Genomic DNA, 20,392 nt, shown 5'->3' with positions numbered 1-20,392 from the left:
GCCGAGAGCAGAGCCAGTTAAATTTGGAGAAAAAAATGAGCAAAGTGAACGTAAATAAAGTAGTAGTCGCATACTCAGGCGGTCTAGATACTTCAGTAATCATCCCGTGGCTAAAAGAGAACTACAACTGTGAAGTTGTTGCGTTTGTAGCAGATGTAGGTCAGGGCGCAGAAGAGCTAGAAGGCATTGAAGCGAAAGCGAAAGCATCAGGTGCATCTGAGTGTTACATCGCTGACCTGAAAGAAGAAATGGTTGCAGACTATGTCTACCCAACGCTAAAAACTGGCGCTTACTACGAAGGCAAATACCTGCTAGGTACTTCAATGGCGCGTCCAATCATCGCGAAAGCGCAGGTTGAAGTTGCTCGTAAAGTTGGCGCTGACGCACTGTGTCACGGCTGTACTGGTAAAGGTAACGATCAGGTTCGTTTTGAAGGTGCGTTTGCAGCACTAGCACCAGATCTCCATGTTATCGCGCCTTGGCGTGAATGGGATCTAGTAAGCCGTGAGCAATGTCTGGATTACCTGGCTGAGCGTAACATTCCTTGTTCAGCGTCTCTGACTAAGATTTACTCACGTGATGCAAACGCATGGCACATCTCAACCGAAGGTGGCGTACTAGAAGATACTTGGAATGCACCAAACGAAGACTGCTGGGTATGGACAGTTGATCCAGAGCAAGCGCCAAACGAAGCTGAATACGTGACGCTAAAAGTTGAGAAAGGTGCCGTGGTTGCAGTAGATGGCGAAGCAATGACGCCATACAATGCGCTAGTTTACCTAAACGAGAAAGGCGCGAAGCACGGTGTTGGTCGTATCGATATCGTAGAAAACCGTTTGGTAGGTATGAAGTCTCGTGGTTGTTACGAAACTCCTGGAGGCACCATCATGATGGAAGCACTGCGTGCCGTTGAGCAGCTAGTGCTAGACAAATCATCATTCGAATTCCGTGAAGAGCTAGGTCTTAAAGCTTCTCACCTTGTGTACGATGGTCGTTGGTTCACGCCACTATGTAAGTCAATCCTAGCGGCTTCAGAAGAGCTGGCTCAAGATGTGAATGGCGAAGTGGTTGTTAAGCTATACAAAGGTCAGGCAACGGTTACTCAAAAACGTTCTGACAACAGCTTGTACTCAGAAGAGTTTGCTACCTTCGGTGAGGACGAGGTTTACGACCAAAGCCATGCTGGTGGTTTCATCCGTCTTTACTCGCTATCAAGCCGTATCCGCGCTCTGAACAGCCAGAAGAAATAAGCATATTTCATCATTGATTAAAAAGACCTGCCATTGATTGGCAGGTCTTTTTGTTTTCAACGCGTTTTTATGTGTATGAAACTAAATTGTCGTGAATAGATATGTAAAAATATTGAATTTATACTTTATTTTTTCTTCAAATTGCCGTAACGTTGGCCTATAAGAAAAAGTGAGCAAATGACCATCAATTTAGTCATCACTAATTAGAGTACTTTAGAGTTAGCAATAGTCATCAGGAGAGACGCAATGGCATTATGGGGCGGAAGATTTACCCAAGCAGCAGATACCAGATTCAAAGAATTCAACGATTCGTTGCGTTTCGACTACCGATTGGCTGAGCAAGACATTGTAGGCTCAATTGCATGGTCTAAGGCATTGCTGTCTGTCGATGTGCTGTCGGCGGAAGAACAACAGAAACTTGAACTCGCTTTAAACGAGCTGAAACTTGAAGTGATGGAAGATCCGCATCAGATCCTAGGCTCTGACGCAGAAGACATCCACTCTTGGGTTGAGCAGCAACTTATCGGTAAAGTGGGTGACTTAGGTAAAAAACTTCATACTGGCCGTTCACGTAACGATCAGGTAGCCACCGACCTTAAGCTTTGGTGTCGTCAACAAGGCCAGCAATTATTGATTGCTTTAGACCGTCTGCAATCGCAAATGGTCCACGTTGCTAAGCAACACCAAGGCACGGTATTGCCAGGTTACACTCACCTTCAACGTGCACAACCTGTGACTTTTGCGCACTGGTGTCTGGCTTACGTTGAAATGTTTGAGCGTGACCACTCTCGTTTGAGTGACGCATTACAGCGTTTAGACACCTGTCCACTGGGCTCTGGTGCTCTGGCGGGTACGGCTTACCCAATCAACCGTGAGCAACTGGCGCACAATCTTGGTTTCCACCGTGCAACGCGTAACTCACTGGATTCGGTATCAGACCGCGACCACGTGATGGAGCTAATGTCTGTTGCTTCTATTTCAATGCTGCACCTTTCGCGTCTGGCTGAAGATATGATTTTCTACAACTCAGGTGAGTCGAACTTCATCGAGTTGGCTGATACGGTGACTTCTGGTTCATCATTGATGCCACAGAAGAAAAACCCAGATGCACTTGAGTTAATCCGTGGCAAAACTGGCCGTGTTTACGGCGCGCTTTCTGCGATGATGATGACCGTTAAAGCGCTGCCACTGGCATACAACAAAGACATGCAGGAAGACAAAGAAGGTTTGTTCGACGCATTAGATACTTGGAACGATTGCATGGAAATGGCAGCGTTGTGTTTCGATGGTATCAAAGTTAACGGTGAAAGAACGCTGGAAGCGGCGAAGCAGGGTTATGCGAATGCGACTGAGCTAGCAGATTACCTAGTTGCGAAAGGTATTCCATTCCGTGAAGCTCACCATATTGTTGGTGTTGCCGTAGTCGGTGCGATTGAGAAAGGCTGCGCGCTTGAAGAGCTGTCTTTAGAAGAGCTGAAAGTATTCTCTGACGTCATTGAAGATGATGTATATGAGATTCTTACTATCGAATCTTGTCTTGAAAAACGTTGTGCGCTTGGTGGTGTGTCACCACAGCAAGTGGCTTATGCGGTTGATCAGGCAGACAAGCGTTTAATTCAGCGTGATAATGCGGCAGTTAAAGTACGTCCTGCGCGTCTGACTGACATCGAGACGTTAGAAGGTATGGTCGCTTACTGGGCTAACCTGGGTGAAAACCTGCCACGCTCTCGTAATGAATTGGTACGCGATATTGGCTCATTTGCGGTCGCCGAGCATCATGGTGAAGTCACTGGTTGCGCTTCTTTGTACGTCTATGACTCTGGGTTAGCCGAGGTTCGCTCACTGGGCATTGAAGCTGGCTGGCAAGGCCAGGGGCAGGGTAGTGCGATAGTGAACTACCTGGTGGAAAAAGCCCGTCAAATGGCGATCAAAAAAGTCTTTGTGTTAACAAGAACACCTGAGTTCTTTATGAAACAGAACTTTGTACCGACTTCGAAATCTCTATTACCGGAGAAAGTACTGAAAGACTGTGACCAGTGCCCTCGTCAACATGCGTGTGATGAAGTTGCGCTGGAGATCAATTTGGTCGAGCAGTTGATCCAGAAAAGTTACGTAGCATAAATGGTCGATCGTTTTAGCATTCAATAACATAACTGAGTGGCGATATCGTTACATAAGTATTTGCTAAAAAATTCGAAAAAAGATGGAACCTTTAAGAGGAAGCCGGGTCTATTAAAGTACCACTGCTTTTTCTTAGAAGAATCTAAGAGAGCCCCAGAATCGATATTGATTTTGGGGCTTTTTTCTATCTGTAATTTGAGTAATGAGGCTGGTTTAGCCTAAGTAGGTTTCCAGCTCTTCGCTGCCGCCAATGAGTCGACCACCAATGAATACCTGAGGCACAGTAGTACGGCCTGAGATCGCGCGTAGGCTTACCGTCGTTGCATCTTTACCCAGGATCACTTCTTCATACTGAAGCCCTTTATCAATAAGGTTCTGCTTCGCTTTCACGCAGAATGGGCAACCTGGCTTGGTGAAGACCGTAATTGATTCCTGCGTCTTGTAGTCAGGAGCGATGTAGTTGAGCATTGTATCCGCATCTGACACTTTAAACGGGTCGCCTGGCTCATTAGGTTCAACAAACATTTTTTCAACCACACCATTTTTCACCAACATGCTGTAACGCCAAGAGCGTTTACCAAAGCCTAGTTCACTTTTATCAACCAGCATTCCCATACCCTCGGTGAATTCACCGTTGCCGTCAGGGATGAAGGTAATGTTTTCCGCTTCTTGCTCTTGTTTCCATGCGTTCATTACAAACGTGTCATTGACTGATACACATAAAATTTCATCCACGCCGTGTTCTTTAAATACTGGAAGCAGTTCGTTGTAGCGAGGCAAATGGCTTGAAGAACAAGTCGGAGTAAACGCGCCTGGTAAACTGAATACGATGACCGTTTTGTTTTTGAAAAGCTCATCCGTGGTGAGATTAACCCAGTTGCCGTTTTGACGAGTAGGGAAAGTAACTTGTGGGATGTTCTGACCTTCTTTAGAGATAGACATAGTGTTCCTTTTAATTCTTTTTAGTCGTGAGCGTTCGGCTCGTGTCTGTTCTGTTTGATTAGGCTTATTATGATAAAAATCTTTTGATAGCTGTAATCGTTTAGTGTTATGGTTTTGATAGGTGTTAACTATCACTAAATAGAAGCGAATCGTGTGTTATGAATATTAGGGACTTTGAGTACCTCGTCGCGCTTGCGGAACATAAACACTTCCGTAAGGCGGCAGAAGCATGTTTTGTCAGCCAGCCGACCCTTAGCGGACAAATTCGTAAGTTAGAAGACGAGCTTGGAACAACGCTTTTGGAGCGTAGCAGCCGCCGAGTGCTGTTTACTGACTCTGGTTTACAACTGGTGGATCAAGCAAAACGTATTTTAAGTGAAGTGAAAATGTTTAAGGACATGGCGAGCGGCCAAAATGGCGCGATGACCGGTCCATTGCATATTGGCTTTATACCTACAGTCGGTCCTTACTTATTACCTAAAATCCTGCCAGATCTAAAAGTTGAATTTCCGGATCTGGAGTTATTCCTACATGAAGCGCAAACCCAGCAACTGGTGCATCAGTTGGAAGATGGTAAGTTGGATTGTCTGGTACTGGCGTCCGTGGCAGAAACCGAACCATTCAAAGAGATCGAGGTGTATAACGAGCCGTTAAGTGTGGCAGTACCTTGCGATCATGAATGGGCATCGTTAGATAAAATTGACATGATGTCCCTTAAGGGGAAGACGGTACTGGCTCTCGGAGATGGCCATTGCTTACGTGATCAGGCGCTCGGCTTTTGTTTTGCGGCAGGTGCAAAAGATGATGAGCGATTCAAAGCCACGAGTTTAGAGACGCTGCGTAATATGGTGGCTGCAGGCGCTGGGATTACTTTGTTACCTCAGCTATCACTGCCACATGAAAAGCAAAAAGATGGCGTTAGTTACATTCCAGCGGTAAATCCGACGCCCACTCGTAAAATTGTGCTGGTGTACCGTCCTGGCTCACCACTGCGTGCACGCTTTGAAGCACTTGCGGCGAAGATCAAAGATATTCTGGCGAGTTACCCATCTTCTATTGCCGCTTAACAGCGATGAGTTTATATAAAAAAGGGGAGCTATTGGCTCCCCTTGTTGTTTATTGTGCAGGTTTTAGAACAGTTCTTCGGTTGCTCCACCACCGCTGGAGTAAATACTGTCTTCCAAGAAGCTACCTGAGTATTCGGTTGGCTCTGTACCTTTCTCAAAGTATTCCATCATAGAGCTGCCATCTACGTTGTCAGTCAGCATACCGCTACTACGATCAATGCGTACTTGTACAATGTTGTCCGGAACCTGTTTATTCTGCTCTGGTGTGTTTTCAAGCGCTACACGCATAAAGTCGATCCAAGCAGGCTCGGCTGTTTTACCGCCAGCCTCTGCGCCAGATACTTGGCCTTGACCAAGGTTACTGTTCACCGTAGCACGGCCAAGCGCTCGTGAGTGGTCGTCAAAGCCAACCCAAGCGACAGCTACAACACCAGGGCCGTAACCATTGTACCAGGCATCTTTAGAGTCATTCGTTGTACCCGTCTTACCGCCAATATCACGACGTTTCAAAGATTGTGCACGCCAACCTGTGCCATTCCAACCTGTGCCTTCTCGCCAGTCACCGCCACCCCAAATATTGCTGTACATCATTTCACGCATCAGGAATGCATTTTCTTGTGAAATCACTTGAGGGGCGTATTGTGGCTCGTCACTGTCTAGCGCGTTGTCTGTTGCTAACCCTTCAATCTCGACATCTTGTTCACCAAACTCATTCGCAAAGCGATCCTCGGTGTATTGTTCGACGACTTGTGGGCAGTTCTGCTTACAAACGCTCTTAGGGTTTGCTTTAAACAGAACTTCACCGAACGCATCTTCAATTCGGTCGACATAGAACGGTTCGACGTAGTAACCGCCGTTGGCAAACACGGAATAACCTTGCGCGACTTTCATCGGCGTTAAGCTACCAGCACCAAGAGCAATGGTTTCTGAGCGCGGAACATCGTTAATATCAAAACCAAAACGTGTTAGGTATTGACGTGTTTCATCCAGACCCACTTCGCGTAGTGTACGAACAGCCATTACGTTCTTAGATTGAGCAAGGCCGATACGAAGGCGAGTTGGACCACCGTAAGTTGGCGGTGAATTTTTTGGTCGCCATGCAGAACCAGAGCCAGCATCCCATTTGTTAATAGGTGCATCGTTGACGAGCGTCGCCAGCGTCAGACCTTTATCAATAGCGGCAGAATAAATGAACGGTTTGATACTCGAACCTACCTGACGTACCGACATGGTTGCACGGTTAAACTTGCTATGGATAAAGTTAAAGCCACCCACCATAGACAAGATAGCGCCGTTTTCTGGATTCATGGCGACAAACGCGGTGTTGGCATTCGGAACCTGACTCAGCTTCCAATTGTGTACCGTATTACCTTCGTCATCGCTAGAGCTCATCTCACGAACCCAAATCTGATCACCTTCAGAGAGAATATCCTGCGCTGATTTTGGCGCTGAGCCCTGACGATTATCCGTTAGGTATTTACGTGCCCAGTTCATGCCTGACCAAGGGATCGTTTGCATCTGGTTGTTCTTCACCCATACCTGTGCTGTTTTACCTTCTACTTTGGTTACTACTGCAGGAGAAAGGTCGCCGTAGGTAGGCTGCTTCTTAAGGTGCTGTTCAATTTGCTCGGTATCCCAGGCACTTTCACCTTTTTTCCAAAGCGCTTTTTCGGCACCACGATAACCATGACGTTCATCGTAGGCGAGCAGGTTATTTACGGCAGCAGCGTTTGCGGCATCCTGAAGTTTTGAATCTACCGTCATGTAGATGTTCATACCTGACGTGTAAGCTTTTTCTTCACCGAACTCTTTCACCGCCCAAGCACGAGCTAACTCAGCAACATACGGTGCCGATAACTCGATTTCCGCACTGTGATAGCGCGCTACGATAGGTTCATTACGAGCCTCATCGTACTGTTCTTGAGTGATGTAATCCTCATCCAGCATACGCATTAGGACGACGTTACGACGATTAGTTGCACGCTCTAATGAGTAAATCGGGTTCATGGTTGATGGCGCTTTTGGCATACCAGCTAACGTTGCGATTTCACTGAGTGTCAGTTCGTTGAGACTTTTACCAAAGTAAACCTGCGCAGCTGCACCAAAACCATATGAGCGGTAACCGAGGAAGATCTTGTTAACGTAAAGTTCCATGATCTCTTGCTTACTCAGCAATTGCTCAATGTGGATTGCGATGAAAATCTCTTTAATTTTACGCATGAGTTTCTTCTCATTTGATAAGAAGAAATTACGCGCCAACTGCTGAGTAATGGTACTCGCCCCTTGCTTTGCTGAACCAGAAAGCGCAACGACTACTGCAGCACGAGTGATACCGATTGGGTCGATACCAGGATGCTCGTAAAAACGGCTGTCTTCTGTTGCGATTAACGCATGAATCAAGTCTTGAGGAATTTCATCATAAGTTACAGGAATGCGACGCTTTTCACCGAACTGTGCGATCAGCTTCCCGTCTTGACTAAACACCTGCATAGGTGTTTGTAATTCAACGTCTTTTAGAGTTGCAACATCTGGTAATTCAGGCTTCACGTACTGATAGAAGCCAAAAATAGTGGTGACTCCAAGAATTATGCAAATCAATGTTAATAAAAATAAACGCTTTATGAACTTCACCGGAGAATCCCTGATTGGTTGAGGCTGTGTAACTGCAAACCCTTGTACTCTTAGGTCAAAAATTTAGCACATAGAGATATTAACTCTTATTTGGGCGTTAATAACAACCTTTGCGCGAAGAAATTTCGGAGCGAGAGTAGAAGATGGATAAGCGAATCGTTACAGGCATCGATATAGGCCATAACAGCCTCAAAGCCGTCGTACTTAAACCCAATGGCGAGCAATTCGCCTTGTTGGGTTACAAAGAAATATTACTTAAGGATGGTATTGTCGCTGAAAATAACACCATAAATCATCAAGAAATTGTAAATACCCTTAAACAGGTGAAAAAAGACCTGCCATTTGGTGCAAGCAGAGTGGCAATTTCAGTGCCTGATAATGCGGTTATCAGCAAAAAACTGCACATCGAACAAGACCTTGAAGAGAACGAAATAGAGTTCGCGGTCGTGCAGGCATTTTCTCATCAATCTCCTTTCCCCGTAGATGAGTTGAGTCTGGACTTTGTCCGTCTTAATCATGAAGGAGGCCTGCGAGGGCCAGTTAGCTACCAAGTTTTTGCAACACGTAAAGATGTCGTGGAGAGTCGGGTTGAAGCAATACGTAAATCCGGTTTTAAACCTGTCCTCGTCGAGGTCCATTCACAAAGCCTCGGGCAGATATGGAAACTGGCCACAGAACGTTTTCCAGATAAAAGTCAGTACGGTTTGCTTGATGTTGGTTCTGTGTCGAGCTCTTTCACGATGTTCACCGAGCAAAACGAGCTATTTCATAAAGAATTTGCCTGTGGAACAGGTTCCATTCAGTGCTCTGTGCAGGAAAGTCCTCTGTCCGGAGAAAAGCAAGCCAAAACGAGTCAATTTAACCGTCAGATGGTCGATCGTGTCAAACGTCAGATACAGCTTTATACGTCGATTAATGGGTCACAAAACATCAAAGGTCTTTGGTTATCCGGTGAAGGGTCAACAACGCCAATGTTGGCTGAGGAGTTATCTCATCAATTGGCGGTCGAGTGCGAGTTACTGAATCCTTTAGGCCTATTTGAAATGAACGTCGCTAAACGTAAGCGTCGAGCGGTGGAATGGCAGAATTTTTCAACCGCCGCTGGCTTGGCAGTACGAGGTATCCAATGGTTGGGAGGTCATCGTGCTACATCGAATTAACTTATTGCCCTGGAGGGAGAACCAAAGGGAAGAACATCGCCGTCGTTTTGTTGGCATGTTCATTCTGGGCTTGTTTTGTGCTGTTGGTATTCAATGGGGGATTGGGCAGTTTTATGAGATCCAACAAGATCAGCAGCAAGACCGACTCGACTATCTTACTCACTATATTACGGAACTTGATCAACGTATTGAAGCAATGAAAATTGCCGAGCAAGAGCACAGCAAAATATTAGAGCGTTTGAAGGTGGTCGAAGGCTTGCAAAATGGTCGCAACAAAACCACAGAGTTCATGAACCTGATGCCTGCTGTTATTCCTGAAGGCGTTTACGTTGATAAGATCAAAATGAATGATCTGGAAATCGAAATCGCGGGGATTTCTGATAGCACACCACGTCTGGCAACCATGCTCGATAACATGGAGCGTTCGGCAAAACTATTGGACGTTGAAATGCACTCTATTGTCCATGGCAAAGAACGTTTCGGTAAAGAATTTCAGACCTTCAAAGTGTCTTTCATATTTAAAGCGGTAGAGCAGGAAGAGGGAGGTCAGCATGGTTAATTGGCAAGATCTGGAAATGGATGAGATTGCTGAGTGGCCTTTAATCCCTCAGTTGCTAGTCATTAGTTTGTTGATCCTGTTGCTCCAAGGTTTCGGCTATTGGCTGTACTTGGTGCCTAAGGAAGAGCGATTAAATGACCTCATCCAGCAGGAAGAAACACTCAAAGTTGCGTTACGAATTAAAGCCAACAAGGTTGCCGCATTACCGCAGCTCCAATCTCAGTTAGATGAATTGACTACACGTTACGAGTTGTTGTTGCAGCAATTACCCGCCCAGAAAGAGTTAGCCACCATGCTGGCGTCCGTTAATGAGCTCGGCATAGACAATAAACTGACCTTCACCCGAATTGACTGGGGAGAAAAGCAGTCTGATCACTTTTTGTATCAGCTGCCACTTAACATCGAGTTAACCGGTGATTTTCATGACATCGGCCGTTTCTCACAAGCGATTGCAACTTTACCACGCATCATCACTTTTCAAGATGTGACTTGGCAACGCGTCAGTCAGGAGAGTGAAACGCTGCACTTCCGGGTAAGAGCTCATACCTATCAGTTCAAGCCAGAGGAAAAGAAAGATGAAAAATAAATCTTTGCTGATGGTTCTGATGGGAATGTTGCTGGTGGGGTGTCAGGCAAATGATGAGTCGTTAACGGACTTTATTCGTGACGTTGAAAATCAGGCGAGGCGGGATGTTGAGAAGCTCAAACCATCGGACCAATATGTCGCGGTTGCCTACGCACCGCAAATAATGAGAGCGCCTTTTGAATTACCCCGAGAGGCGACGATAGCGACTCAACCTATTGCGAGAAAAGACTGCTGGCAGCCGCCATCCAGAACTCGTACTGGCAAGTTAGAAAAAGTTCCGTTAAGTCAGCTAAGGCTGAAAGGCGTTATGGGGATAGGCAGCACAGTCTCCGGGCTTGTGCAGGCTCCGAATGGAACGGTTTACAAAGTCGCTCCCGGTCAGTATCTCGGACGTAACAACGGTAAGGTCACCAAAATTACCCATTCTTACTTACTGATCGACGAAACGCTGCCTGATGGTTTGGGTTGCTGGCAGAAACGCAAAGTAAAGCTGGCTTTGAGATAGATAAACCTCTAATTATTTTTGATATTGAGTGATGATAATGAGACAAGGACTTACACGTACACCAAGGATGCTCACTGGGCTCTTATCCTTTTGGTTAGTTTTACTTTTCACCCCTTTTGCTTTGGCTGATGGCGGGATGTCTAATGCGTTAAAGAGTATCGACTTTCGCACGAACAAGGACAAAGACGCGGTGATTGTGGTGGAACTGTCTTCACCGGCTGCGATTGTCGATATTCAGCGGGTTCAGGAAGGACTGAGCATCGACTTGCTTAATACGTCAGTGAAAGATGAGCAGTTATATCTCCTCGATGTAAAAGACTTTTCAACGGTAGTGGACAGCGTGGAAGTCTTTCGTGAAGTCTCGACGACCCGTTTAGTCGCGCATATTAGTGATGATTACACCCATGATTACCGTTTGGCAGGGCGCTATTTGGAAATCACGGTCAGTAAACTCAAGTCTGATGAAAAAACACCAGATAAGAGCATTTTAGAGAAAGAAGGCAAACTGATATCGATTAACTTCCAGGATATCCCGGTACGTAACGTCTTACAGCTCATTGCCGACTATAACCAGTTTAACCTGGTGGTATCAGACTCGGTCGAAGGCAACCTGACACTGCGACTTGATGGTGTGCCTTGGCAGCAGGTTTTAGACATTATTCTGCAAGTAAAAGGTTTGGATAAGCGAGTTGATGGTAATGTCATTCTTGTCGCGCCGACGGATGAACTTGACCTTCGAGAGAAGCAGCAACTAGAGAAGCAGCAACTTGAAGAGGAAATGGGCGAACTGTCGTCTGAAATCATCAAAGTGAATTTTGCCAAAGCATCCGATATTGCTGAGATGATTAATGGTGAAGGCAATATCAGCATGCTCTCTGAGCGAGGCAGCATGACGATTGATGAGCGCACTAACTCACTATTGGTCAGAGAATTGCCAGAGAATATCTTGGTTATTCGTGACATTATTGAGTCACTCGATATTCCGGTTAAGCAGGTCCAAATCGAAGCGAGGATTGTCACCGTCAGTGAAGGGAACATGGATGAACTCGGCATTCGATGGGGATTCTCTTCCATCAACGGCAATAACACCGTTGGTGGCTCGATTGAGAATAACCTCGCAACCATTGGCCTTTATGAAGGTGATGGTGAAGAGGGCGAGGGCGGTAGTGTTGGAATTGATGATTTTCTTAACGTCAACCTGGCCGCTACTAACCCGAGCGCAACCAGCATTGCGTTTCAGGTCGCCAAGTTGGGCTCTGACACTTTGCTCGATCTGGAACTTTCTGCACTGCAGCAGGAGTCGAAAGCTGAGATCATCTCAAGCCCTCGTTTAATCACTACTAATAAAAAACCGGCCTATATAGAACAAGGTACAGAAATTCCGTATCTAGAATCATCATCGAGTGGTGCGACAACCATTACGTTCAAAAAAGCTGTACTAAGTCTGAAAGTCACGCCACAAATTACCCCGGATAACCGTCTGGTGCTGGATTTAAGTGTTACTCAGGACAGACCGGGGCAAGTGGTAAAAACGGGAACTGGCGAAGCGGTCACAATAAACACCCAGAGAATAGGTACTCAAGTCTTAGTAAACAACGGTGAGACGGTTGTTCTTGGCGGCATTTTCCAACACAGCATTACCAACTCTGTCGATAAAGTGCCATTACTCGGTGATCTGCCGTTATTAGGTGCACTTTTCCGCAGAAGTTACGAAAAAGTTGGCAAAAGTGAACTGCTGATTTTCGTTACACCAAAGGTTGTTATTCAATAGCCATAAGTGAGCAAAAAGAAGATTAGATCAAAAATAAAGTTGCATTAGTGGCACCATGCTTGGATAATTTCGGGTCTTATCACGAATTATCTGTGAGGAATTGGTGCCACAAGCCTTGTAGAACAGCGGCTTAGCTGTGTTTTCTTGTGGCGATCTTATTGAATCAATGTTGTAAATTACTGCTAAACATGGCTGAGAAACGTAATATTTTCCTTGTTGGGCCTATGGGCGCCGGCAAAAGTACAATTGGTAGACATCTAGCACAGCAGCTGCATATGGAGTTTGTTGACTCCGATACAGTGATCGAAGAACGCACTGGTGCAGACATCTCTTGGGTTTTTGATGTAGAAGGTGAAGAAGGCTTCCGTAAGCGTGAAGAATCGGTGCTTGAAGACCTAACACAAGAGCAAGGCATCGTGCTTGCAACGGGTGGTGGCTCTGTAAAGAGTAAAGAAAACCGTAACCGCCTTTCTGCACGTGGTGTTGTTGTTTACCTAGAAACGACGATTGAAAAGCAACTTGCACGTACTAACCGTGACAAGAAGCGTCCACTACTTCAAACGGATAGTCCTCGTGAAGTATTGGAGCAATTAGCTAAAGAACGTAACCCTCTATACGAAGAAGTAGCGGATTACACTGTTCGCACTGACGATCAGAGTGCAAAAGTGGTAGCCAACCAGATCGTAAAAATGCTAGAAGAGAGATAAGTATTTATCTTTTTTAAATTGGAGCACACCGATGGAACGGATTACGGTCAATCTAGCTGAGCGTAGCTACCCAATCTCTATAGGCGCCGGGTTGTTTGAGGACCCGGCGTACCTTTCTCAAGTTCTCTCAAACAAAAATGCAAATCAAAAAGTGGTCGTGATCAGCAATGTCACGGTAGCCCCTTTGTATGCAGATAAAATTCTTAATCAACTAGAACAACTTGGATGCAGCGCATCGTTGCTAGAACTGCCTGACGGCGAGAAGTACAAAAACCTGGAAGTGTTTAATCAGGTCATGAACTTTCTGCTAGAAGGAAGCTATGCGCGTGATGTGGTTATTATCGCACTCGGTGGCGGTGTTATCGGTGATTTGGTTGGTTTTGCTTCAGCGTGTTACCAGCGTGGCGTGGATTTTATTCAAATTCCAACCACTTTGTTGTCTCAAGTAGATTCCTCGGTCGGTGGCAAAACTGCGGTCAATCACCCCATGGGGAAAAACATGATTGGTGCGTTTTACCAACCTAAAGCGGTAATCATTGACACCAATTGCTTGTCTACGTTGCCTGAGCGTGAATTCGCAGCGGGTATGGCTGAAGTCATCAAATACGGCATCATTTATGACGCAGATTTCTTTGCTTGGCTGGAAGAAAACCTAGAGCGTCTGTATGCGTTGGATGAAGATGCACTAACTTACGCGATTGCTCGTTGTTGCCAAATTAAAGCTGAAGTTGTGGCTCAGGATGAAAAAGAGTCCGGCATTCGCGCGTTACTAAACTTAGGACACACCTTTGGTCATGCGATTGAAGCTGAGCTTGGATATGGTAACTGGCTGCACGGTGAAGCAGTGTCATCCGGCACGGTAATGGCTGCAAAAACTTCGCTTTTGCGTGGACTTATTTCTGAAGAGCAATTTGAACGTATTGTGGCGATTTTACGCCGGGCTAAGTTACCAGTGCATACGCCGGATAGCATGAGCTTTGACGACTTTATCAAACATATGATGCGCGATAAAAAGGTTCTTTCTGGTCAACTAAGGTTAGTTTTACCTACTGGCATTGGTACTGCTGAGGTCATCGCTGATACGACTCAAGAAGTGCTTAAGCAAGCTATCGAATTTGGTCGGAATATTTAATCTTGTAATGGCGCCGTTGGGCGTCATTCTTTTGTGGATTTACGGTTATTAGATGAGTGCTGCTCACGGTCTGGAATTAGATTCTCAAACAGAGCTATTAGAGCGATTGAGGTTATTAACCAACTTTGGTTCCAACCTGATCGTGATAAATGGCGATGTTGGCTTTGGTAAATCTTGGTTGGCACAACGATATCTTGAAGTGGGTGCCAGCAACAAAAACCAATGTTTGCTACTTTGTCATAGAAATCAAGATGATCTTCAGCATCGCATTCTCATATTGAGCCAACTACTATCCGACGCGTTATTCAACCAACAGGAGCCTTTGGTTGATACTCTCGAGCGAGTATTAGGTGACGAGCGTTGTGATATCGTCATTGTCGTTGATGATGCACAGTTGTTGAGTGCGACTCTGATTTCAGAGTTATGGACACTCGTGTTGCAGGCGCAGGAAAAACCGAACTGGACAATCAATGTATTGCTGTTCACTCCACCAGGCCGATTAGATGGTGTACTTTCGCGTATAAGCTACGGGTTAGAAATAAAGCCGGTTGAGGTGGATATCGATATGCTGTCTGAAGTAGAAGCTCGTCGCTTTTTCGAGTTTTTAGTTGCACGGTATGTGGATGATCAATCGGAAAAACGAGTTCGGGATGCATTTAAGAGAGTGGATCCGATCCCGGGTGACATCATGGCATTAGGAGAGATGAAAGTGGAAAAAAGGATCATTATCCGCTCAATTGTCGGCAGCCCGCTCAAGATTACGCTGGTAATTTTGGTGTTGTTATTGCTGGTCGCTGGTGGTTATTGGTGGATGTTCAGCCAACCGAGCCCAGATGATAGAGCGCAACAATTGACCGGTAACATTGAACAAACGGCGATCCCGACTTTATCAGAGACGGAAAGTGGTAGATTGACTTCCGTGACAGGTGATTCCACTGGTTCAGGTGCTTTTAATGCAAGTGATGATTCTGACTCATTACCACCAACAGTCACCGAAGAGGTGGCCAGTGTCGGTATTGATGATACGCACCAACGTGTAGTGATTGAGTCTGATGTTGTTGACGCCCTGCTTGAAGGAAAAGAAGATCAACCTGCTGAATCTGACGACGAACAAGCCGAAGAAGCGACAACACCAGATCAAGGAGAGACGAACTCGTCTTTGATAAAAGTGGTGAAGCCAAATGATGCTTCGTCAGTGCAAAACGCTGAATCATCGGTGACGGCGACTAAGCCCGTTGTTAAGTTTTCATTTGCTCGCGAAGAGCTAAAGGCGTTGTCACCTCGCGCTTATACCATCCAACTTGCTGCCATGACCTCAATGGAAGATGTACAGATATTCCTTGATGAGTATCAGTTGAATAACGAAGTGCGTATTTATCCAACGGTCCGTAATGAAGTGGAATGGTTTATCATCACCTACCGAGATTATCAGACAATTCAATTGGCTCGTGATGCCGTTGAAGCGCTGCCAGATTCACTTAAGTCGCTCAGTCCATGGGCAAAATCTTTAGGCCAGGTACAGCGTGAAATTGACCGCGTGAAATAAACCTGAGCTTCGCCGAAAAATATGTTACATTCCGCAACCTTAATTTTGGGTCGATAGATAGAGCAGTAGATGAAAAAGCAACGAGCCTTTCTAAAGTGGGCAGGAGGAAAATACGGACTGGTTGAAGACATCCAACGTCATTTACCACCGGCTCGAAAGCTAGTTGAACCTTTTGTTGGCGCTGGCTCTGTTTTTTTGAATACAGATTACGATCAGTATTTACTGGCTGATATCAATCCGGATTTGATCAATCTGTATAACCTTATTAAAGCGCGTCCGGAGGAATATATCTCTGAGGCGAAGCGCTGGTTCGTGGCCGAAAATAACCGCAAAGAAGCTTATCTGAGTATTCGCGCTGAGTTCAACAAGACTGACGACGTGATGTATCGCTCACTTGCTTTTCTTTACATGAACCGTTTTGGTTTTAATGGCTTGTGCCGTTACAACAAAAAAGGCGGTTTCAATGTTCCGTTTGGGTCATACAAGAAACCGTATTTCCCTGAAGCTGAACTGGAATTCTTTGCAGAAAAAGCCAAGAAAGCCACGTTTGTTTGTGAAGGCTATCCCGAGACGTTTCGCCGTGCGCGTAAAGGCAGTGTTGTTTACTGCGATCCACCGTATGCGCCGCTTTCAAATACCGCAAACTTCACCTCTTATGCAGGAAATGGTTTTACGCTCGATGATCAGGCGGCACTGGCCGATATCGCGGAAAGAACCGCCACTGAACGCGGCATTCCGGTACTGATTTCAAACCACGATACAACATTAACGCGTCGTTTATACCACGGAGCGGATTTGAGCGTGGTAAAAGTGAAGCGCACCATCAGCCGTAATGGCAGTGGTCGAAATAAAGTCGATGAACTGCTGGCACTTTTTAATACTCCTGATTCAGACAGCGCTGCTTCATAGTTCTCACACTATTTGTTCTAAATAGTGGATCTCCCCACTGGCTTCGGTAGAATTGCGCGCAAATTGGTTTGCTCGTCACTACTGAGGTCAGGTATGAAAGATTTTCTTATTGCTCCATCCATTTTATCCGCAGATTTCGCTCGTCTAGGTGAAGACGTAGAAAAAGTTCTCGCAGCGGGTGCAGATGTGGTGCATTTCGATGTTATGGATAACCACTATGTGCCAAACCTGACTTTTGGTGCACCAGTGTGTAAAGCGTTACGTGATTACGGCATCACTGCACCAATCGATGTTCACCTAATGGTTAAGCCGGTTGACCGCATTATTCCTGACTTCGCGAAAGCTGGCGCATCGATGATCACCTTCCATGTTGAAGCGTCTGAGCACGTTGACCGTACTCTGCAGCTTATCAAAGAGCACGGCTGTAAAGCGGGTGTAGTACTAAATCCGGCAACGCCGTTGGCAAGCCTTGAGTTCATTATGGACAAAGTAGATATGATTCTGCTGATGTCGGTCAACCCAGGTTTTGGTGGTCAATCTTTCATTCCTCATACGATGGATAAGCTACGCGCGGTACGTAAGATGATTGATGAATCAGGTCGTGATATTCGCTTGGAAATCGACGGTGGCGTTAAAGTGGACAATATCCGTGAAATTGCTGAAGCGGGCGCAGACATGTTTGTTGCTGGTTCAGCAATTTTTGGTCAGCCAGATTACAAAGCCGTGATCGACCAAATGCGTGAAGAGCTATCTCAGGTAAGATAAGTAATTTAACCTGCTGATTTGAAAGGCTGTCCAATGAGTGGCAGCCTTTGTTGTTTCTGGTTTTCGCGAAAAGAAAATATCCACCGCGCTTAGCAAATAATCACTTGCCTAATTTGCGTCCTTTCTGTACTATTCGTGCTCCTTAAAACTCAGTCAATTATCTTTAGTTCCTTGCTTCCTCTGGACGACTGAGCCAATTGTGGAAGCTGAATAATCCGTAAGGAGCAACCAATGCGTCATTACGAAATCGTATTCATGGTGCACCCAGATCAAAGCGAGCAAGTTGCTGGCATGATCGAGCGTTACACTGGTTCTATCACTGAAGCTGGCGGTAAAATCCACCGTCTAGAAGACTGGGGTCGTCGTCAACTGGCTTACCCAATCAACAAGCTTCACAAAGCTCACTACGTTCTAATGAACGTTGAAGCTGACCAAGCTGTAATTGATGAACTAGAAACTGCTTTCCGTTTCAACGATGCAGTTCTACGTAACATGGTCATGCGTACTAAAGCAGCGATCACTGAGCAATCTATCATGCTTAAGCAAAAAGAAGAGCGTGCTCCACGTCGTGAAGAGCGTTCTGAAGCTAAGCCTGAAGCTAAGTCAGAAGCTGCTGAGTAATATTTGTTATGACCAATCGAATGGAGCTGAGCGGCACTATTGCCAAACCGCCCATTCGTAGTAAAAGCCCTGGTGGCATTGAACACTGTCGGTTTTGGCTAGAGCATCGCTCTACTGTTATCGAAGCTGATTTACCGAGACAAGTTTATTGTCGTATGCCGGTTGTAGTCAGCGGGCTTGGGTCACAAGCAATAACTCAGAATTTAGTACAAGGTAGTAACATTAAGGTAAGTGGCTTTGTCGCTTATCAGACCGGCCGAAATGGTGTTGGGAAATTAGTGTTACATGCCGACAACATTACTCAAATTTAAGATCAGGAGATAGCCCATGGCTCGTTTCTTCCGTCGTCGTAAATTCTGCCGTTTCACTGCAGAAGGCGTACAAGAGATTGATTACAAAGACGTAGCAACTCTTAAAAACTACATCACTGAAGCTGGTAAAATCGTACCTAGCCGTATCACTGGTACAAGCGCTAAGTACCAGCGTCAACTAGCACGTGCTATCAAGCGTTCACGCTACCTAGCTCTACTACCGTACACTGACAAGCATCAGTAATCGGTTCCGTTTATTAAGAAAGAGGATTAAGCAATGCAAGTTATTCTACTTGATAAAATCGGTAACCTAGGTGGTCTTGGCGATACAGTTAACGTTAAATCTGGTTACGCTCGTAACTTCCTTATCCCACAGGGTAAAGCAGTTATGGCTACTAAAGGCAACGTTGAAATGTTCGAAGCACGTCGTGCTGAACTAGAAGCTAAAGTTGCTGAGCAACTAACTGCTGCAGAAGCTCGCGCTGAGAAAGTTAACGCTCTAGAAGCTGTTGTTATCGCTTCTAAAGCTGGTGACGAAGGCAAACTATTCGGTTCTATCGGTACTCGTGACATCGCTGACGCTATTACAGCTGCAGGCGTTGAAGTTGCTAAGAGCGAAGTTCGCCTTCCTGAAGGTGCTCTACGTACAACTGGTGAGTTCGAGATCAGCGTTCAACTTCACTCTGAAGTTTTCGCAACTGTGAACCTACAAGTTGTTGCTGCTGAGTAATTCAGTATCAAGACGAAATACTAAAAAGCACCTCTTCGGAGGTGCTTTTTTTATGTCTGCTGTTTTGGCATGAACGGTAAATGGATATTAGAAAACGAAAAGCAAATTTACAGAGAAAACACTATCCGCTTTACTTAACCCCTCAGGCACTCTGTCGTGATATTGACGAGAGTGAGTCAGTTTTAACGCAATATCTTCAGTAATGTCGTTAGTAACACTGAATTCGCTATCCAAGCTGGTATTACTGCTACCGGTTACCAACGTGAGATCCGCTGCGAAACTTAGGTTGTCCAATGCATGCCAAGTTGCGTTCAGGTTGCCACGAAAGATCCCTTCACGGACGATATCCGGAAATACAATATCGTCGTCATCTATTTCATCCAGATTAGGCTCCTGGTAACGATAACCCGGACCTACCTCGACCTCTAATACGAGATCTTCCGTGTAGGAGAACTGGTAACCCAGACCTCCAGAAAGCGTATAATCTTTAAAGTACGCGCTATAGCGCGAATCCACGCCTTTAAAGCTGCTGTACAAATAGGTTCTAGGGCCGAGTTTGTAGTCGCTCTGCACCGAATAAGTGGAAGAGCGTTTATCTTCTTCACCGTCTTTATACAGGTTGTAGTATTTCCACTCCCCATAAGAACGATGTCGACCAGATATGTATTCAGCACTCAAACGAGCATTCAGGGAACGAGAGTCCGTGTTACCTGTGTGAGCTTGATAACCAAATTCCACTTCTGTTTGCAGTGGATCTGGCACATCAATAGTTTGCTCTGGTTGTACTGATTCATCAGCGTACGATGCTCCCACGCATAGTATGCTAACGCTTAGTAACCAGTATCGGGACACATGAACCTCGAACGTAATGAAAAGGAGGGGCATGATACTGATACAGATGCTCGCTTTGGTCAATGGTAGGTTAAATTTTATTAGACCTGGTTAGGCTAACTAAATCTTAGGAAAGAGCAAAATTACAGGATTAAAGAAGCTAAAATCTCCCATAAAGTAGGCACTTATCTTAGGGCTTTAACTATCCAGCGGACCTGGTTATCAAAATGTCTTTCAGCCGAACGCAT

At 45.6% G+C, this 20,392-nt stretch carries 20 protein-coding genes; 17 read left to right on the top strand and 3 right to left on the bottom strand.

From position 1 onward, the window contains the following. The first annotated feature begins 35 nt into the window (after nucleotides 1-35). Both VER99_RS12870 and argH read left to right on the top strand, forming a co-directional pair. Entirely contained in the window at nucleotides 36-1,250 is a 1,215-nt protein-coding gene (locus VER99_RS12870) for an argininosuccinate synthase (protein ID WP_014233157.1), read from the top strand. Between the two features lie 246 nt (nucleotides 1,251-1,496). Further along, nucleotides 1,497-3,371 carry an argininosuccinate lyase gene (argH, locus tag VER99_RS12865; RefSeq protein ID WP_014233156.1) on the top strand — a complete coding sequence of 625 codons (1,875 nt, stop codon included), beginning with the start codon at nucleotides 1,497-1,499 and terminating at the stop codon, nucleotides 3,369-3,371. Between the two features lie 213 nt (nucleotides 3,372-3,584). Here the strand turns inward: argH and VER99_RS12860 are convergent, their stop codons facing one another. After that, nucleotides 3,585-4,313 (bottom strand): redoxin family protein, encoded by a 729-nt coding sequence (locus tag VER99_RS12860; RefSeq protein ID WP_020334619.1) that lies wholly within the window; start codon nucleotides 4,311-4,313, stop codon nucleotides 3,585-3,587. Nucleotides 4,314-4,471: 158 nt separating this feature from the next. Here VER99_RS12860 and oxyR point away from each other — a divergent pair, with 158 nt between their 5' ends. Further along, nucleotides 4,472-5,380, top strand: coding sequence for a DNA-binding transcriptional regulator OxyR (gene oxyR, locus VER99_RS12855; RefSeq protein ID WP_014233154.1), 909 nt, complete (start codon nucleotides 4,472-4,474; stop codon nucleotides 5,378-5,380). A 63-nt stretch (nucleotides 5,381-5,443) separates the two neighbouring features. Here oxyR and VER99_RS12850 read toward each other — a convergent pair whose 3' ends face one another. Then, entirely contained in the window at nucleotides 5,444-8,011 is a 2,568-nt protein-coding gene (locus VER99_RS12850; RefSeq protein WP_020334618.1) for a penicillin-binding protein 1A, read from the bottom strand. Nucleotides 8,012-8,154: 143 nt separating this feature from the next. On the opposite strand from VER99_RS12850, the gene pilM reads away from it, so the two are divergent. The 14 genes from pilM to rplI all read left to right on the top strand — a co-directional run bounded on the left by pilM (nucleotide 8,155) and on the right by rplI (nucleotide 19,313). Continuing rightward, nucleotides 8,155-9,171, top strand: a complete 1,017-nt coding sequence (gene pilM / locus VER99_RS12845) for a type IV pilus assembly protein PilM (RefSeq protein ID WP_020334617.1) — start codon at nucleotides 8,155-8,157, stop codon at nucleotides 9,169-9,171. Next, entirely contained in the window at nucleotides 9,155-9,730 is a 576-nt protein-coding gene (locus VER99_RS12840; protein WP_024372660.1) for a PilN domain-containing protein, read from the top strand. The genes pilM and VER99_RS12840 overlap by 17 nt, the downstream gene beginning before the upstream one ends. Then, complete coding sequence (locus tag VER99_RS12835; protein ID WP_020334615.1) at nucleotides 9,723-10,316, top strand: type IV pilus inner membrane component PilO; 594 nt, start codon at nucleotides 9,723-9,725, stop codon at nucleotides 10,314-10,316. Before VER99_RS12840 ends, VER99_RS12835 begins: the two co-directional genes overlap by 8 nt. After that, on the top strand, nucleotides 10,306-10,821 hold the full coding sequence (locus VER99_RS12830) for a pilus assembly protein PilP (protein ID WP_020334614.1): 516 nt from the start codon (nucleotides 10,306-10,308) through the stop codon (nucleotides 10,819-10,821). The genes VER99_RS12835 and VER99_RS12830 overlap by 11 nt, the downstream gene beginning before the upstream one ends. Nucleotides 10,822-10,888: 67 nt before the next feature. Next, on the top strand, nucleotides 10,889-12,592 hold the full coding sequence (locus VER99_RS12825; protein WP_020334613.1) for a type IV pilus secretin PilQ: 1,704 nt from the start codon (nucleotides 10,889-10,891) through the stop codon (nucleotides 12,590-12,592). 188 nt (nucleotides 12,593-12,780) lie between these two features. After that, a complete protein-coding gene (gene aroK / locus VER99_RS12820; RefSeq protein WP_014233147.1) occupies nucleotides 12,781-13,299 on the top strand; it encodes a shikimate kinase AroK in 519 nt (172 codons plus the stop codon). A gap of 31 nt (nucleotides 13,300-13,330) precedes the next feature. Beyond that, entirely contained in the window at nucleotides 13,331-14,431 is a 1,101-nt protein-coding gene (gene aroB, locus VER99_RS12815; protein ID WP_020334612.1) for a 3-dehydroquinate synthase, read from the top strand. 52 nt (nucleotides 14,432-14,483) lie between these two features. Next, nucleotides 14,484-15,977 (top strand): SPOR domain-containing protein, encoded by a 1,494-nt coding sequence (locus VER99_RS12810; RefSeq protein WP_020334611.1) that lies wholly within the window; start codon nucleotides 14,484-14,486, stop codon nucleotides 15,975-15,977. Nucleotides 15,978-16,046: 69 nt separating this feature from the next. Further along, nucleotides 16,047-16,886 carry a Dam family site-specific DNA-(adenine-N6)-methyltransferase gene (locus VER99_RS12805; RefSeq protein ID WP_020334610.1) on the top strand — a complete coding sequence of 280 codons (840 nt, stop codon included), beginning with the start codon at nucleotides 16,047-16,049 and terminating at the stop codon, nucleotides 16,884-16,886. Between the two features lie 93 nt (nucleotides 16,887-16,979). After that, complete coding sequence (gene rpe / locus VER99_RS12800) at nucleotides 16,980-17,651, top strand: ribulose-phosphate 3-epimerase (RefSeq protein WP_014233143.1); 672 nt, start codon at nucleotides 16,980-16,982, stop codon at nucleotides 17,649-17,651. A 231-nt stretch (nucleotides 17,652-17,882) separates the two neighbouring features. Then, complete coding sequence (rpsF, locus tag VER99_RS12795) at nucleotides 17,883-18,272, top strand: 30S ribosomal protein S6 (RefSeq protein WP_014233142.1); 390 nt, start codon at nucleotides 17,883-17,885, stop codon at nucleotides 18,270-18,272. A gap of 8 nt (nucleotides 18,273-18,280) precedes the next feature. Further along, a complete protein-coding gene (priB, locus tag VER99_RS12790) occupies nucleotides 18,281-18,583 on the top strand; it encodes a primosomal replication protein N (protein WP_014233141.1) in 303 nt (100 codons plus the stop codon). A 16-nt stretch (nucleotides 18,584-18,599) separates the two neighbouring features. After that, nucleotides 18,600-18,827: a 30S ribosomal protein S18 gene (rpsR, locus tag VER99_RS12785; RefSeq protein ID WP_000090472.1), complete on the top strand. Its 228-nt coding sequence runs from the start codon at nucleotides 18,600-18,602 to the stop codon at nucleotides 18,825-18,827. 33 nt (nucleotides 18,828-18,860) lie between these two features. Then, a complete protein-coding gene (rplI, locus tag VER99_RS12780; protein WP_014233140.1) occupies nucleotides 18,861-19,313 on the top strand; it encodes a 50S ribosomal protein L9 in 453 nt (150 codons plus the stop codon). 87 nt (nucleotides 19,314-19,400) lie between these two features. Here rplI and VER99_RS12775 read toward each other — a convergent pair whose 3' ends face one another. Further along, nucleotides 19,401-20,165 (bottom strand): DUF481 domain-containing protein, encoded by a 765-nt coding sequence (locus tag VER99_RS12775; RefSeq protein WP_024372658.1) that lies wholly within the window; start codon nucleotides 20,163-20,165, stop codon nucleotides 19,401-19,403. Nucleotides 20,166-20,392: the final 227 nt, after the last annotated feature.

It is taken from the genome of Vibrio natriegens NBRC 15636 = ATCC 14048 = DSM 759 (genome assembly GCF_035621455.1).
GTDB lineage: Bacteria > Pseudomonadota > Gammaproteobacteria > Enterobacterales > Vibrionaceae > Vibrio > Vibrio natriegens.
Note: the sequence above shows the minus strand (reverse complement) of the source record. Positions and strands in the feature narration are given on the sequence as shown.